At 59.9% G+C, this 15,746-nt stretch carries 14 protein-coding genes; 6 read left to right on the top strand and 8 right to left on the bottom strand.

All coding sequences use genetic code 11. From position 1 onward, the window contains the following. Positions 1-225: 225 nt before the first annotated feature. Together CKW14_RS14910 and CKW14_RS14905 are read right to left on the bottom strand one after the other, a co-directional pair. Positions 226-621 (bottom strand): YbaN family protein, encoded by a 396-nt coding sequence (locus tag CKW14_RS14910; RefSeq protein WP_095125545.1) that lies wholly within the window; start codon positions 619-621, stop codon positions 226-228. A gap of 10 nt (positions 622-631) precedes the next feature. Beyond that, a complete protein-coding gene (locus CKW14_RS14905; protein ID WP_016984205.1) occupies positions 632-1,219 on the bottom strand; it encodes a YecA family protein in 588 nt (195 codons plus the stop codon). 377 nt (positions 1,220-1,596) lie between these two features. Here CKW14_RS14905 and recQ point away from each other — a divergent pair, with 377 nt between their 5' ends. The 3 genes from recQ to CKW14_RS14890 all read left to right on the top strand — a co-directional run bounded on the left by recQ (position 1,597) and on the right by CKW14_RS14890 (position 6,564). Beyond that, the gene (recQ, locus tag CKW14_RS14900; protein WP_093442610.1) at positions 1,597-3,726 is read left to right on the top strand and encodes a DNA helicase RecQ; all 2,130 of its coding nucleotides are present in this window, start codon (positions 1,597-1,599) and stop codon (positions 3,724-3,726) included. A 506-nt stretch (positions 3,727-4,232) separates the two neighbouring features. Then, positions 4,233-4,667 (top strand): MarR family transcriptional regulator, encoded by a 435-nt coding sequence (locus tag CKW14_RS14895; protein ID WP_007919713.1) that lies wholly within the window; start codon positions 4,233-4,235, stop codon positions 4,665-4,667. A gap of 127 nt (positions 4,668-4,794) precedes the next feature. Then, entirely contained in the window at positions 4,795-6,564 is a 1,770-nt protein-coding gene (locus tag CKW14_RS14890) for a FimV/HubP family polar landmark protein (protein ID WP_095125544.1), read from the top strand. Between the two features lie 141 nt (positions 6,565-6,705). Here CKW14_RS14890 and CKW14_RS14885 read toward each other — a convergent pair whose 3' ends face one another. Continuing rightward, a complete protein-coding gene (locus CKW14_RS14885; RefSeq protein WP_095050134.1) occupies positions 6,706-8,895 on the bottom strand; it encodes a patatin-like phospholipase family protein in 2,190 nt (729 codons plus the stop codon). 71 nt (positions 8,896-8,966) lie between these two features. Between CKW14_RS14885 and CKW14_RS14880 the strand changes: the two genes are divergently transcribed. Beyond that, positions 8,967-9,254, top strand: coding sequence for a SelT/SelW/SelH family protein (locus CKW14_RS14880; RefSeq protein WP_095050135.1), 288 nt, complete (start codon positions 8,967-8,969; stop codon positions 9,252-9,254). Here CKW14_RS14880 and CKW14_RS14875 read toward each other — a convergent pair. Beyond that, complete coding sequence (locus tag CKW14_RS14875) at positions 9,248-10,141, bottom strand: DMT family transporter (protein ID WP_095050136.1); 894 nt, start codon at positions 10,139-10,141, stop codon at positions 9,248-9,250. The two genes, CKW14_RS14880 and CKW14_RS14875, sit on opposite strands and share 7 nt — an antisense overlap. 181 nt (positions 10,142-10,322) lie before the next feature. Beyond that, positions 10,323-11,087, bottom strand: coding sequence for an AraC family transcriptional regulator (locus CKW14_RS14870; RefSeq protein ID WP_095125543.1), 765 nt, complete (start codon positions 11,085-11,087; stop codon positions 10,323-10,325). Between the two features lie 135 nt (positions 11,088-11,222). Here CKW14_RS14870 and CKW14_RS14865 point away from each other — a divergent pair, with 135 nt between their 5' ends. Continuing rightward, positions 11,223-12,038 (top strand): UDP-2,3-diacylglucosamine diphosphatase, encoded by an 816-nt coding sequence (locus CKW14_RS14865; protein WP_007919701.1) that lies wholly within the window; start codon positions 11,223-11,225, stop codon positions 12,036-12,038. Between the two features lie 116 nt (positions 12,039-12,154). Here CKW14_RS14865 and CKW14_RS14860 read toward each other — a convergent pair whose 3' ends face one another. Together CKW14_RS14860 and CKW14_RS14855 are read right to left on the bottom strand one after the other, a co-directional pair. Beyond that, positions 12,155-12,745 carry an HD domain-containing protein gene (locus CKW14_RS14860; RefSeq protein WP_095125542.1) on the bottom strand — a complete coding sequence of 197 codons (591 nt, stop codon included), beginning with the start codon at positions 12,743-12,745 and terminating at the stop codon, positions 12,155-12,157. Between the two features lie 14 nt (positions 12,746-12,759). After that, complete coding sequence (locus CKW14_RS14855) at positions 12,760-13,071, bottom strand: DUF962 domain-containing protein (RefSeq protein ID WP_095125541.1); 312 nt, start codon at positions 13,069-13,071, stop codon at positions 12,760-12,762. Between the two features lie 164 nt (positions 13,072-13,235). Here CKW14_RS14855 and CKW14_RS14850 point away from each other — a divergent pair, with 164 nt between their 5' ends. Beyond that, the gene (locus CKW14_RS14850; RefSeq protein ID WP_218233165.1) at positions 13,236-14,297 is read left to right on the top strand and encodes an AraC family transcriptional regulator; all 1,062 of its coding nucleotides are present in this window, start codon (positions 13,236-13,238) and stop codon (positions 14,295-14,297) included. Here CKW14_RS14850 and CKW14_RS14845 read toward each other — a convergent pair. After that, positions 14,254-15,708 carry a TrkH family potassium uptake protein gene (locus tag CKW14_RS14845; RefSeq protein ID WP_095125539.1) on the bottom strand — a complete coding sequence of 485 codons (1,455 nt, stop codon included), beginning with the start codon at positions 15,706-15,708 and terminating at the stop codon, positions 14,254-14,256. The genes CKW14_RS14850 and CKW14_RS14845 overlap by 44 nt on opposite strands. Between the last annotated feature and the right edge of the window lie 38 nt (positions 15,709-15,746).

The following is a 15,746-nucleotide window of genomic DNA, read 5'->3' as shown; positions in this document are numbered from 1 at the left end:
ACTGAAAAGTCAGCGACCGAACCACAATAGAACCCGCCCCCAAGGCGCACAAGCCGGCGGATTCTGGCGTAGCTGTAGGTAATTACGCAAGGCCGTGTAGCTTCGGAGAGTGTTTGCAGGTCTGGTTTAAACGTTGGTGTTTAAAGTCAAAAGATCGCAGCCTGCGGCAGCTTCTACAGAAGATCTTCATGTAGGAGCTGCCGCAGGCTGCGATCTTTTAGCGTTTCAGGATTTGCGCAGGGTCTTCTGCCGCAAAATATAAACCGTCACCAACACCGCACTGGTCAACATAAACCCCCGCGCCCACGGCAACGGCACCAGGTAGCAGGAAAACAGAATGCTCGCCCACATCAGCCCGATCGCGTAGACCTTGCCCTTGAGCGGAATGCCGTTGCCATCGAGATAATCGCGGATCCACGGGCCGAGTCGGGGATGCTCGACCAGCCATTGATAGAAACGCGCAGAGCTGCGCGCGAAGCACGCCGCGGCGAGCAGAAGGAAAGGGGTAGTGGGCAGGACGGGCAGGAAAATCCCGATCACCCCCAATGCCACGCTGAGCCAGCCGATGGCCAGCAGGAAGTAGCGCAACATCAGGGGGCGGTTGCCTATGGGGTTGTCCATAGGCCGGATCTTAGTGGTGACGTGGCTTGAGGATCGCCGGTTTTTCGTCTGGCGCCTGGCACAGCAGGTACAGCGCGGTCAGGGCTTCCGGGATCTGCACGATCATGTCGTCCATCAGGTTGGCGTCTTTGGCGATGTCTTCGAATTCCGGCTGTTCGTCGAACAGGCCCGAACCGACCATGATCGGCAGGAGCATTTCGCTGACTTCTTCTTCGGCGGTTTCGAACCAGGCCGCTTCACGCAGGAACACGCCTTCCATGAAACCGATGCACCAGCCGCGCAGTTCGGAATCATCAGGCTCGTCGCCCAGGTCCAGTTCGCATGGCAGTTCGAACTCTTCATCCGAGGCCAGTTGACGGGCGATGTGTGCCTTGAGGCCGATCAGGGTGGCTTCGATCTCTTCGCGCTGGGCGTCGCTGCTGTAATGCGGCTCTTCGGCGAACAGGGCGTCGATCCACTCACGCTCCGGTACGTCTTCAGCGCAGATCGACAGCGCGGTCAGGTAGCCGTGAGCGGCCACGTAATCCAGCGCCTCGTCATGCAGCTCGTCGGCGTCGAGGAAAACTTGCAGGCGGGTCAGTTGCTCAGCGAAGGACATTACGGGGCTACCTTGGGGAATAAACAATGCGGGAATTCTAGGCCTTCTTGCGCGCTCAAGCCAGCCGCATGGCAGATTTGACCTGTCATACCCTGCATACACCCTGTAGGAGCTGCCGAAGGCTGCGATCTTTTGATTTGCTTTTAATAAAGACATGATCAAAAGATCGCAGCCTTCGGCAGCTCCTACACAGGTATCAGCGATTGTATCGACGGGTGTCGCCCTGTGCAGGGGAGGGCTCGGGTATACTGCCGCGTTTTGCGATCCCTGCCCGCATTGCGGTTGTCGTGCAATGCGCTCTTACGTTTTGTTTAAGCAGCTCCGGCTGTTCTGAACCAGCCTGCGCAGGGATGTATCGGTAGATTTTTGGAGTTTTTATGCTCGAACAGGCTCAACGCGTCCTCAAGGACATCTTCGGCTACGACAGTTTCCGTGGCCGTCAGGGTGCAATCATTGAGCGCGTGGCCAGTGGCGGTGATGCGCTGGTGCTGATGCCTACCGGTGGCGGCAAGTCCCTGTGCTTTCAGGTGCCGGCGCTGTTGCGCGATGGCCTGGCGGTGGTGGTGTCGCCGCTGATTGCGCTGATGGACGATCAGGTCGCCACCCTCGAAGAGCTCGGTGTGGCCGCCGCCGCGCTGAACTCCACCCTGAGCGCTGAACAGCAGCGTGACCTCGCAGCGCGGATCAAGCGCGGCGAAGTGAAGATGTTGTATCTGGCGCCCGAGCGTCTGGTGCAGCCGCGCATGCTGTCGTTCCTGCAAGGCTTGAACATTGCGTTGTTCGCCATTGACGAAGCGCACTGCGTGTCGCAATGGGGTCACGATTTCCGTCCGGAATACCTGCAGCTGGGCCAGTTGGCCGAGATGTTTCCCGACGTACCGCGCATCGCCCTGACCGCCACCGCCGACAAGCGTACCCGCGAAGAAATCGTCACGCGCCTGCATCTGCAGAATGCCGAACGCTTCCTGTCGAGCTTCGACCGCCCGAACATCTTTTACCGCATCGTGCCCAAAGAGCAGCCACGCAAGCAGTTGCTGGCGTTCCTCGCTGAGCGGCGCAGCGATGCCGGCATTGTCTATTGCCTGTCGCGCAAGAAAGTCGAGGAAGTCGCGGCATTCCTCAGCGAGCAGGGCTTCCCGGCGTTGCCGTATCACGCTGGTCTGCCCAATGATCTGCGCGCCTTCAATCAGAAACGCTTCCTCAACGAGGAAGGCTTGATCATGGTCGCTACCGTGGCGTTCGGCATGGGCATCGACAAGCCCAACGTGCGTTTCGTCGCCCACCTCGACTTGCCGAAATCCCTTGAGGCGTATTACCAGGAAACCGGGCGCGGCGGTCGTGACGGTCTGCCGGCAGATGCCTGGATGGCCTACGGTCTGCAAGACGTGGTGATGCTCAAGCAGATGCTGCAGAACTCCGAAGGCGACGAGCGGCACAAGCGTCTGGAGCAACACAAGCTCGACGCCATGCTGTCGCTTTGTGAAGAGACCCGCTGCCGTCGTCAGACCCTGCTGGCGTACTTCGATGAAGACATGCCCGAGCCGTGTGGCCATTGCGACAACTGTGTCGACGGCGTGCAGACCTGGGACGCCACCGAGCCTGCACGTCAGGCCTTGTCGGCGATTTTCCGTACCGGCCAGCGTTATGGCGTAGGTCATCTGGTTGATGTGCTGTTGGGCAAGGACAACGAAAAAATCCGCAGTTTCGGCCATCAGCATCTGTCGGTGTGGGGCGTCGGCAAGGCGTTGAGCGAGAGCGAGTGGCGCTCGCTGTTCCGTCAATTGGTGGCGCGCGGTCTGGCGGATGTCGATCACGAAGGTTATGGCGGTCTGCGTTTGAATGACAGTTGCCGGCCATTGCTCAAGGGCGAGGTCACGCTGGAGCTGCGCCGCGACCTCAAACCGCAGGTTACGGCCAAAACCGCCAGCAAGAGCCCAGCCAGCCAACTGGTGCGCGGCGAAGAGCGCGAACAGTGGGAAGCCTTGCGCGCCCTGCGGCGCAAGTTGGCCGAAGAGCATGGCGTGCCGCCGTACGTTATCTTCCCCGATTCCACGTTGTTGGAAATGCTCCGCAGCCAGCCGACCTCGCTGGCGGAAATGGCCCGGGTCAGCGGTGTCGGCGCACGCAAGCTGGAGCGCTACGGTGATGCCTTCCTCGAAGTGCTCGGTGGCGAGGCCGAGGCGCCAAAAGCGGTGGCCGATGTGCGCCACGAATTGATCACCCTGGCCCGCGCCGGCATGACGCCGCTGCAGATCGCCGGACAGTTGCAGTGCTCGGAAAAAAATGTGTACACGATGCTCGCTGAGGCCATTGGCAAGCAGCAGTTGTCGCTCGAGCAAGCGCTGGACTTGCCGGAAGAGTTGATGGGCGAAGTGCAGGACGCGTTCCTTGATGGCGAGGGCGAGTTGCCATCGGTCGCTGAGGTTGCGGAGCTGTTTGCCGGACGTGTGCCGGAAGGCGTGCTTTACTGCGTGAGGGCTGCGTTGCAGTCGGAATTCGAGATGTGAAATTCGGTCTCGACCCTCACCCCAGCCCTCTCCCAGAGGGAGAGGGGGCCGACCGAGGCGTCTGAGGTTTGACATCGACCTGAAAGAACCAGTCGATTATGGATTCGGTAAAGCAGGATCAGGTCGGCGTAACCCTGAACCATCCCCCATTCAGTCCCCTCTCCCTCTGGGAGAGGGCTAGGGTGAGGGCCGTCCAATTCCGGATTCAGCAAAGCACTCCCAAGTCGCTGAATATCTAAAGCATCCCCCCATTCAGTCCCCTCTCCCTCTGGGAGAGGGCTACGGTGAGGGCCGTCCAATTCCGGATTCAGCAAAGCATTCCCAAGTCGCTGAATATCTAAAGCATCCCCCCATTCAGTCCCCTCTCCCTTTGGGAGAGGGTTAGGGTGAGGGAGCCTCAAGATGTAACGATTCAGTACAGACCGCCACTTGCCTATAACTGCAGCTCATGCTTAGCTGGCTAATAATTAGATTTTCTTTATTTTCAGTCTAACCGTGAGTGTTTTATGCCGTTAACCGATCAACACCGCTTTGGCATGCAACTGGCCCAGATGTCCCGTGGCTGGCGTGCCGAACTGGACCGCCGACTGGCCGGGCTGGGTCTGTCCCAGGCGCGCTGGCTGGTGCTGCTGCATCTGGCGCGTTTTGAAGAAGCGCCGACCCAACGCGAGCTGGCGCAGAGCGTTGGCGTCGAAGGGCCGACCCTCGCACGCTTGCTCGACAGTCTGGAAAGCCAGGGCCTGGTGCAACGCCAGTCCGTGATGGAAGACCGCCGGGCGAAAAAAATCGTCCTCTGCGCACCGGCCCTGCCGCTGATCGAACAAATCGAAACCATTGCCACACAACTGCGACACGAGTTGTTCGAAGGCGTCGACGAGGCGGATTTGAAAGTGTGCATGCGGGTTCATGGGCACATTTTGGCCAACCTGGAAAAATCTTGAGGCACATCCACGTGCCGTATCTTTGAGAGATCGCGCTGAGCCGACTATAAGAACTACTGGGCAATATCGTGTTCGTACCGGATGTGCGAACGCATAGAAGTCGGTTTTGCTTATTTAAGGGATGCTCATGCTCGCAAGTCGGCACGTGGTACTGCGCGGTGGCGCCAAATGGCTGCTGGCCGCTGGCGTATTCAGCTATTCGGCCTGGTCGATGGCTGTGGGGCTAGGTGATATCACCGTTCATTCAGGCCTCAATCAGCCGCTCAAGGCCGATATCGCGTTGGTCGATGTCGGCGGGCTGACGCAAAACGATCTGACGGTGCGCTTGGCCACGGCGGATGAATTCGCCGAGGCCGGGGTTGAGCGGGTGTTCTTCCTCAACGACCTCAAGTTCATCCCGATCCTGCATGGCAATCGCCAGATGATCCGGGTCACGTCAAGCAAACCAGTCAACGAACCCTTTCTGAATTTCCTTGTGCAGCTCAATCAGCCCAATGGCCGTTTGCTGCGTGAGTACACGGTGTTGATCGACCCTCCGGGGTCGCCGGGTATCGTGCCGGCCACCGATGAACCGGATCCGCGTGCACAATCTTCCGCGTTTCCCAGCGTCGAGCCTGTTGTCGCAGCGCCGCAGGCACCTCAGGCCAAACGCGATGCCGTGCCCGCGCCAACGCCTGCAAATCCGCCGGCCAACGATGCACTCGCCGAGCAACTGGCTGCCAGTGCGTTGCTGAATCAGCAATTGCAAAAGAGCGTCGATGAGCTGAACGCCAAACTGCAGACGCAGGATGTGCAGATTGCCGCTGGCAAGAAGCAGATTACTGAGCTGCAAACGCAATTGATCGAACTCAGGAAAGCACCGCCACCTACCGAAGTCGCTCCGGCACCTGCCCCGGTTGTGGCACCTGTTGAGTCCACAGATGACGGTTTGAACTGGCCATTGTTCGCGGGCCTGTTGCTGTTGTTGGGGGCCTTGGCCGGGCTGTTTGTGCACCGTCGACGGCAACAGTCGCAACAGGCTGATCGACCGCTGCCGCAGTTGCCGCAGAGCGAGGAACCTGAGGTAGATGAAGTCGAAAACGCAGAGTCTGTCAGGGCTCACACCTCAACCCAACACCGTGAAGAACCGGCAGCGGGCGATGTGCTGGAGGCGGTAGGAATCTATCTGGCCTACGGCCGCTTGGGCGAAGCTGCTGGGTTATTGCGCGACGCTTTGCACAAAGAGCCGGAGCGCACCGATATCGGTTTGCAGTTGCTCGAAGTCTTGGGGCGTCAGGGTGACAGCGCCGTGTATGAACAGCAGGAAAGTCAGTTGCGTGAACAGGGTGTGGATGCCCAGACGTTACAGGATGTTCGTGTTCGACATCCGAAACTGGCGGGTGCCGAACCGTTGGCCGCGGTGGCGCCCATCATTGCGGTGGCGCCTGCTGTCACTGCTCAACCGGCGCCTGAAGATGATTTCGAGTTGAATCTGGGCGAGCTGTCGATGGATTCCAGTTGGGATTTGGAAGACAGCCGCACGGCCACTACTGAGCCAGCGGCAGACACCTCGGCGCTGGGCACCAGCCTGAAAATACTGCCTCAGGATTTTGAACTGCCGGAAGCGGCCGGCGAGGACGCTGAACTTGAGTGGATCCCTGAGCCGCACGCCGAGCCGCTGGATGAAGATTTTCTCAATGAGTTTGCCGATGCCGAGCCGTCTCTGGTGTTGCAACCGTTGGACTTGCAGGCACCTGAGCCGCTACACGACGAAAACTCCGGAAAACTCGAACAGGCGCAGACCTGCATTGATGACGGTGATATCGACAGTGCGATTGCGTTGCTCAATGAGCTGCTCAAAGAGGGTGATGAACCTTTGAAGCAAACGGCGCGGACGTTGCTGGCGGGGATTCGCTAATACCCGATTGATTTGCGGTGGCGCTGATATCGTTTTCGCGAGCAGGCTCGCTCTCACATTTGAACTGTATTCGCAGAACCATTGTGGGAGCGAGCCTGCTCGCGAAGACTGACGGTCAGACAACATCAATTCCTGACCCGGTCAGAAGGTCTGGCCAAGGTTCAGATAAACCGCCTGCTCATTCGCATCATTCAACCCGTAACTGAAATTCAACGGCCCCAGCGGCGTGTCAAAACCAATGAACACGCTGGCGGCGTTGATGTAGCCACTGTCGAACTCATTGTCGTTGTTCCACGCCCGCCCACGCTCCAGCGAGGCGCCGGCATACAGCGGAAAGTCCAGCGGCAGATACGAGCGCGGCGTCAACCGACGGTAGTACACCGCGCGCATCAGGCTGACGTTTTGCCCGGAAATGGCGTCTTCACGGAACCCCGACAATTGCCGCGCGCCGCCGAGCAGAAAGCTCGACGTCACCACGTTGGCATCGTTCAGCGTACGCCCGTAGCGCCCTCCGAGAATCAGCGTGTCCGGGCCACGGCTCATGGCTTTGTCGAGTTTGAACTCCCACTGTCTATAACGCGTATCCGAACCCAGCCCCGGTTCGAACTGCATCAGCGTCAGGCTGACGTCCTTGCCTTCGTGAGGGAAGTAGACGTTATCCAGTGAGTCGTACGAATACTTCAGCGCATAGAAGCCTTCGTTGAAGTTTTCACTCGGCAGGTCCTGATCACCAATGCGCACATCGGCCTTGCCCCAGGCCTCGCCGACACCGAACCGCACTTCGCCGTTGTTGCCGATCTGGCGACCGAAGTTAAGGCCGAAACCGTAGCGCTCGACGCGGTACTGTGCGATCGGATCGTTATCGAGCACCGCCTCGACGTTCTGTGCTTCAAACGAGGCGTACGGTGCGACGAAATAGCGCGAACCGACGTCCAGTGGTTGATAGAACTCGGTATACAGCTCTTGTTTGTCACCAATCTGCGCGCGGGTCAGCCATTCCGCGCCGAGGCGGTTGATGCCGTTGATGCGGTAACTGGCCCCGAGGTTGAAGGCGCTATCGCCACGCATGTCGTCGGACAGATTGAGGCCGACCCGCAGGTAATCGGTGCCGCTGCGCTTGCCCCGAGCACTGATCACCAGTGTGTGGTCCTGGCCCTTGTGCACCACGCGGTACTGCACTTGTTCGAAGTAGTCGAGGCCATACAAGGTGCCCATGTCCGAGTGCAATCGCCCCAGGTCCAGCGGCTCGCCAATGTGCTGGCGAATGTAGTAGCGGATCACGTCGTCGTCGACTTTTGAGTCATTCTCGACGCGGATCGCGGTGATGATCGGCGTGCGCTGCCCCGGGGAACGGGCGGCAGCGAGTTCGGCGTCTTGGGATTCCTTGGGTTTGAGCACGGCGAGGCGCGCATCGAGGATGCGGGTCGCGCGGTAACCGGCGTCGATCATGTCCTGGGCTTTACCGAAATCGGTGACACCGAATGCGGCCAGCGCGGGCTGGATCAGTACATCGGAGGATTTCAGCGCGGCCAGTTGTTCTTCGGAGTTACTGCGGGTCATCAGAGTGATCGACTGGTTCAGCACATCGACCACGGTGGTCAGTTGCTTGCGGTTGCGCAGCGGTGTGCCGATGTCGACGACGATGGCCACGTCAACGCCCATTTCCCGCGCGACATCCAGCGGGATATTGTCGGTCATACCGCCGTCCACCAACAGCCGGCCGTCGAGCTCGACCGGGGCGAACACCGCCGGGATCGACATGCTGGCGCGGATCACCTGAGGCAAGTGGCCTTTGCGGAACACCACTTTTTCGCCATTGGCAATGTCGGTGGCCACAGCGCGGAACGGGATCGGCAGTTTGTCGAAGTCCCGGGTATCGCTGGTGTGGGCCAGCAGGCTTTCCAGCAGTAGCGCGAGGTTCTGGCCCTGAATCACACCCAGAGGCAGGCCGAGACTGCCGTCGTCGCGAAAGCTGAGTTTCTGTTTCACCAGAAAGTCGCGGTCATCCTGTTTGCGTCGAAACGGCACGTCCTCGCGCGGCGGGGCGTCGGACAATGCGGCTTGCCAGTCGATGTTCAGCGCGAGTTTTTCCAGCTCATCGATCTTGTAGCCCGAGGCGTACAGCCCGCCGACCACCGCGCCCATGCTGGTGCCGGCGATCGCATCGATTTTGATGCCTTGCTCTTCCAGGGCTTTGAGCACACCGATGTGCGCCAGACCACGCGCGGCGCCGCCGGACAGCACCAGGCCGACTTTCGGTCGCGGCGCGTCACTGGCGTGAACAAACAGTGGAAGCAAACCAAGCAGCAGGCAGAACAGCAGACGGCGCATTGTGAGTCTCTGGGCAAGCAATAAAGCCGGCTATTATAGCGGCGCCCTCTGTCTCAGGAGTTTCAGCGAACATGACTGTCGCAAAAGCAGAAGTTGTCATCACCTATTGCACCCAATGCCAGTGGCTGCTGCGCGCGGCGTGGCTGGCGCAGGAACTGCTCAGCACCTTTGGTGATGACCTCGGCAAAGTCTCCCTGGTACCCGGCACCGGCGGGGTATTTCACATCACCTGCGACGGCGTGCAGATCTGGGAACGCAAGGCTGATGGCGGTTTTCCCGAGGCCAAGGTGTTGAAGCAGCGGGTTCGCGATCAGATCGATCCTGACCGCGACCTCGGTCACAACGACGGCACTCAGTGAGACGCGGCCTCGGCGGCGACGGCTTTCTTGTCGGCGTGGCCTGACATCCGTGCTGACACAACGATGGCGATAATGATCAATGCGCCGCCGAGCAACATCTTCGGCGTCGGGTTTTCATTGAACAGCAGCCAGGCGACGGTGATGCCGTAGACCGGTTCCATGGCAAACACCACCGCCGCCGTGCGCGCCTTGATCACCGCCAGGCTGGCGACGAACAGGCTGTGCGCGACGCCGGTACAGAACACCCCGAGCAGGGCGATCCACAGCCAGTCGAGTGCGCGTACTTCGCTGAGTAGCGGTGCTGCAACCGGCAGCAGACACAGCGCCACCACGACGTTTTGACACAACGCCGCCTGTACCGCCGGAATCCGCCCGGAGCTGGCGCGGTTAGTCAGTGACAACAGCGAGAACAACAGCCCCGACAGCACCGACCAAAGCAAACCGATGGTCGCGCCGCTGCTCAGGTCGAAGGCTGGGGTCACCAGAATCAGGCCGATGCTGACCAACACCACCAGCACAATTTCATTGGCACGGATGCGTTCTCGGAAGATCAGCCCTTCAAGAATCACCGTGAAGGCCGGGAAACTGGCAAAGCCCAATGTTGCGATGGCGACACCGGCGATCTTCACAGACAGGAAGAAACTCACCCAGTGCCCGGCCAGCAACACGCCGCTGAGGGCGAGGCGGCGCCAGTCCACGGCCTGAAGTTTTTGCCAGCCGTGCTGACTGGCGAAACGGGCAAAAAATGCCAGGGCGAGCACGGCGAAAGCCGCGCGTCCAAAGACGATCACAGCGGGGGACGCAGCAGCGAGTTTGCCCAACACACCCGTCAGGCCAAACATCAAGGCGCCGATATGCAGAGCGCCGAGGGCGGTACGCGGAGTCATCGAAATCCTTCTATCTCAAACACAATTCTTGATCGTTCCCACGCTCTGCGTGGTAACGCCTCTAGGGACGCTCTGCGTCCAGTGACGCGGAGCGTCACGGGCTGCATTCCTTTGCTGCGCGTGGGAATGATCAGCAGTGGACACATAATGAGCCGGGGAAGGTCGAAAGTCTGTCGGCAGACTATCGTCGTTTGTCGCAGGAATCGCGCCGAAGCTGGCCGGGTGACGAACCGAACTCACGCAAGACGGCGGCCGAGAAGGCACTCTGCGAGTTGTAGCCGACGCGACTGGCAACTTCCCCGATCGGCAGGGCTGTGTCGCGTAGCAGTTGAACTGCCAGATGCAGGCGTTTACTGCGGATGTAATCCATCGGCGTCTGCCCGCATTCGGCCATGAACCGTGCATGCAGGCGCGCGCTGGACAACCCCGCCACTCGCGCCAGATCGGCGACTTGCAATGGATAAGCGGCGTACTGCTCGATGTGCGCATCCAGCGCGGCATAGGGCAAGCGGCGAGCAGCCAGTTCGCCAGGTTGCGCGTGATTGAGACTGGCCAGCAGCAACACCGCGCCTTGCTGGGCAATCAATGGATCGCTGACCGGACTGTTCGCCAGCCAACTGACCAACTGGCTTTGCCCGGAATCCAGCGACAAGCGCGCCGGTTGATCGAGCAGACGATGGCTGGCGTCGGCATGCTCGCCCAGTGAATCCGTCAGCCATTGCCCGTCCGGGATATCCAGTACCAGACAGCGGCTGCCGTTGGGACTGCCGCAGGCATGATGAGCGCCGGACGGGACCACCACAAAACTTTGCTGGCGCACCTGACTGCCACAACCCTCGACCTCGAAATCCAGCGCACCGGACAACCCGAACACCAATTGCGCGTGCTCGTGGCTGTGGACGATCAAGTCGTGGGTGTACTGACGCAAGGTGAGGATCGGTCGCATGGCAGGTGGTCTCCGAAGTGATCGCCAGTCTACACCGGCGCACGCCGGATGCGTTGTCACAGGACTGACTCATGCTTGTCATGGTCGATTAACCGAGCGCGCGCAGAGTGGCGAAAACATCGCAGAGGGTTGCCCATGACCAGCGCCGAGCTCGCCAGACCCAGCCGTAAACAACGCGTGCGCACCCTGTGGATCTCCGACGTGCATCTGGGCACGCGAGATTGTCAGGCCGAGCACTTGTCGCAATTTCTCAAGGGCTATCACGCCGACAAGATTTACCTGGTTGGCGACATCATTGACGGTTGGAAGCTGCGCGGCGGCATGTACTGGCCGCAAGCGCATACCAACGTGATCCGCCGCTTGCTGACCATGAGCAAGCGCGGCACCGAGGTGATTTACGTCACCGGCAACCACGACGAATTCCTGCGTCGTTATTCGAAGCTGATTCTGGGCAATATCCAGTTGGTCGACGAGGCCGTGCATGTCACGGCCGATGGTCGGCATCTGCTGGTGATTCACGGCGATCAGTTCGATGTGATCACCCGATATCACCGCTGGCTGGCCTTTCTCGGCGACTCCGCTTACGAATTCACCCTGACCCTCAATCGCTGGCTCAACCATTGGCGTGCGCGCTATGGCTACGGCTATTGGTCGCTGTCGGCGTACCTGAAACACAAAGTGAAGACCGCGGTGAGTTTCATCAGCGACTTTGAAGAAGCCATTGCCCATGAGTGCGTGAAGCGCGAGTTGCATGGCGTGGTGTGCGGGCACATTCACCACGCCGAAATCCGCAAGGTGGGGGAAGTGGATTACCTCAATTGCGGCGATTGGGTGGAGTCGTGCACGGCGCTGATCGAGCATTGGGACGGCACGATCGAGCTGTATCGGCTGGCGGATGCGCAGGCGCGGGAGGCGGAGCTCAAGGCGGCCAAAGTCGCCGAACTCGCATAATGCTCTGGTGATTGAGAGGGCCTCATCGCGAGCAGGCTCACTCCTACAGGGGTACGCATTTCAACTGTAGGAGTGAGCCTGCTCGCGATGAACCGCGCAGCGGTTGCCGAGGATGATTACGCTGGCGAGTGTTCCTCCATCGCCGCCTTGTAAATCGAGTTCTTCGGCTGCGCAAACAACCGCTCCATCATCGGCTCGAAAAAACTCAACGGCAGCGTGTCATAGTCAGGATCAAACGCCGCCGCATCGTATTTGGCGCAAAACTCGGCGGTCGCCTGAAACTGCGGATGCTCCCTGAACTGCTCACGAAGATGCCGATCCATGCCCAGGTGATGAAAGAAGTAATACCCCTGAAACACCCCGTGCTTCTCGACCATCCACAAATTTTCGGCACTGACGAACGGCCTGAGAATCGCCGCAGCAATGTCCGGATGGTTGTACGAACCCAAGGTGTCGCCGATGTCATGCAGCAAGGCACAAACCACATATTCCTCGTCGCGCCCGTCACGAAAGGCACGGGTGGCGGTTTGCAGCGAGTGGGTCAGGCGATCCACCGGGAAGCCGCCGAAATCGCCTTCCAGCAATTTCAGGTGGGTCATGATCCGTGCGGGCAACTGTTTGGCGTAGGCGCTGAAGTCGGCGGCGATGATCGCCCAATCTTCTTGGGTACCGTCCTTCATATGGGTGAAGCGGGCATTGGCATTCATTGGCTGACCCTCATTCAGAACGCCACGCGACCCAGAATCATGTCGCGGTACATGACGAAGTCGCCAAGCAGGCTGTACAGCGGATGCTGGAAAGTCGCCGGCCGGTTCTTTTCAAAGAAGAAGTGCCCGACCCAGGCGAAGCTGTAACCGGCCAGCGGCAAGGCCAATAACAGCAGCCAGGCGCCCTCGGCGATGGTCAGCGCGAGAATAAAAATCACCAGTGTCGTGCCGATGAAGTGCAGACGCCGGCAGGTGCTATTGCTGTGTTCGCTGAGGTAATACGGATAGAACTCAGCGAAGCTGTTGAAATGCTTGATGTTTTCCACGACCGCGTTCTCTGTGGTTATTGTTCTGGCGACGAGTTGTGCTGCGGGTAGCTTATTTGAGTCTAGAGTGATCATTGGCGTGGGCCAGTGACAATCGGCGCCACTTTAGTATCCTTCGCAAATCGGGCCGTAACATGCGGCCCATCATGTAAAAGAAAAACGCCATGAGCGAACGAACGACTTCTGCAAGCTGGGCGATGGGGATTGTCAAAGCATTGGAGATGGACGGCCTGGATTGCCGGGTTCTGTTCAAACAACTGGGGCTCGATTACACGGCTCTGGATGATCCGGATGCGCGCTTCCCGCAAGATTCCATGACCCGTCTCTGGCAACGGGCGGTCGAGTTATCTGGCAACCCCGCGATCGGCCTGAACATGGGCAAGGTGGTGCGACCGGCGTCTTTTCATGTCGCCGGCTACGCGTTGATGTCGAGCAATACCCTTGCCGAAGGCTTTCAGCGGCTGGTGCGCTATCAGCGCATCATCGCCGAGAGCGCCGATCTGAGTTTCCGATTGCTTGATGAAGGTTATGCGCTGATTCTGACCGTGCACGGTGACCATCTGCCGCCGACCCGGCAAAGCGCCGAAGCCTCGCTGGCCTGTGCGCTAGGCCTGTGCGGCTGGTTGACCGGACGCACGTTGCACCCGGTCAAAGTGCTGGTGCAGGGCGCGGAACCGGATGACCTGGAACCCTATAAACAAGCTTTCCACGCACCGCTGATGTTCAACGCGCCGTACGATGCGCTGATCTTCGAACGCGCCGACATGGAAGCGCCGCTGCCCACCGCCAACGAGGCGATGGCGCTGTTGCATGACCGGTTTGCCGGGGAATACTTGGCGCGTTTTTCCGAAAGCCGCGTGACCCACAAGGCGCGACAGGTGCTCTGCCGTTTGCTGCCGCAAGGTGAGCCGAAGCGCGATACCGTCGCGCAGACCCTGCATCTATCGCAGCGCACCTTGCAGCGCCGCTTGCAGGAGGAGGGCACGAGTTTTCAGCAACTGCTCGACGACACCCGCCGTGAACTGGCCGAGCAGTATCTGGCGCAACCGAGCATGACGCTGCTGGAAATCGCTTATCTGTTGGGGTTTGCCGACCCGAGCAACTTCTTTCGCGCGTTCCGCCGCTGGTTCGACACCACGCCCGGCGATTACCGGAGGCGGTTGTTGCAGGCGCCGGGTGCGGTCAGTGACGCCAAAAGGCCGGAATACACAGTACAAACACCGTAATGATCTCCAGTCGGCCGAGCAGCATGCCGAACGACAGGATCCACTTGGCCGCGTCCGGCAGAGTGGCGAAGTTGCCCGCCGGGCCAATGGTCTCGCCCAGGCCTGGGCCGACCCCGGACACGGTGCTGGCAGCGCCGGTCAACGCGGTCATCCAGTCGACGCCGAGCAGCGACAGGAGCAGGGCGATCACGCAGATGGTAATGGCGAAGAAGAACGAAAAGGTCAGAATCGAACGGACGATCTCTTCGTCGAGACGGTGGCCGTTGTACTTCTGTTTGATCACTGCGCGCGGGTGAATAAGTTGATTAAGGTTGGCCTTGAGCAAGATGTAGGCGACCTGGAAACGGAAGATCTTGATCCCGCCCGCCGTCGACCCGGAACAGCCTCCGACAAAACCCAGATAGAAAAACAGCATCAGCGAGAAGTTACCCCACAGGCTGTAGTCGCCGAGGGCGAAACCGGTGGTGGTGACCACCGACGTCACGTTCAGCGCCACGTGGCGTAGCGCCTCCAGCCAATGCAAATTGGTCGTCCACCAGTACCAGGTGCCGAGCACCAGCCAGGTCACCAGCAGCATACCGAGCAAACCCTGTACTTGCTGATCCTTGATCAGCGCCTTGCGGTTGCCGCGCAACGTCGCCACGTACAGGGTGAACGGCAGGCTGCCGAGAATCATGATGACGACTGCGACCCAGTGCACCGCCGGTTGCGTCCACTTGGCCAGGGATTGATCGGAGGTCGAGAACCCGCCAGTGGAGATCGCCGACATCGCGTGGTTGATCGCGTCGAACGGACTCATCCCGGCCCACCAGAACGCCAGGCTGCCAAGGATGGTGATGCCGACATACGCCGCCACAATCAGGCGCGCCACCATGTGCGAGCGGGGCATGACCTTTTCCGAGCGGTCCGAGGACTCGGTCTGGAACAGGCGCATGCCACCGATACGCAGCAGCGGCAGAATCGCCACCGCCATACCGATAAAGCCGATACCACCGATCCAGTGCAACAGCGAGCGCCACATCAGAATGCCCGGTGACATGGTGTCGAGCCCGTTGAGAACGGTCGAGCCGGTCGCGGTAATGCCCGACATGCTTTCGAAAAACGAGTCGGTGTAGCTGATGTGCTGGGTCAGCAGAAACGGCAGCGCAGCAAAAATGCACACCACCAGCCAACTGCTGACCGTCAGCAGGTACATGTCACGCGGACGCAGGTGAATGTGTTCCGGTCGGCCGGGAATCACCAGCGCGAGGCCGGCGACGAAGGTGATCATGCTCGCCCAGAGGAACGACGGCAGATCACCGGTGCGCTCGAAAATCACCAGGGTGGCCATAGGCACGACCATGGCCACGGCCAGGGTGATCAGGAAAATGCCGATGATGAAACCAATGATCCGTAAGGTCGGCAACGCCATGAAGTCCGCTCGGGCTGATGTGGGAAGGGCGCCATTCT

The sequence above is a fragment of the Pseudomonas sp. Irchel s3a12 genome, assembly GCF_900187485.1.
Classification (GTDB): domain Bacteria; phylum Pseudomonadota; class Gammaproteobacteria; order Pseudomonadales; family Pseudomonadaceae; genus Aquipseudomonas; species Aquipseudomonas neuropathica.
This window is presented reverse-complemented; position numbering and strand designations above follow the sequence as displayed.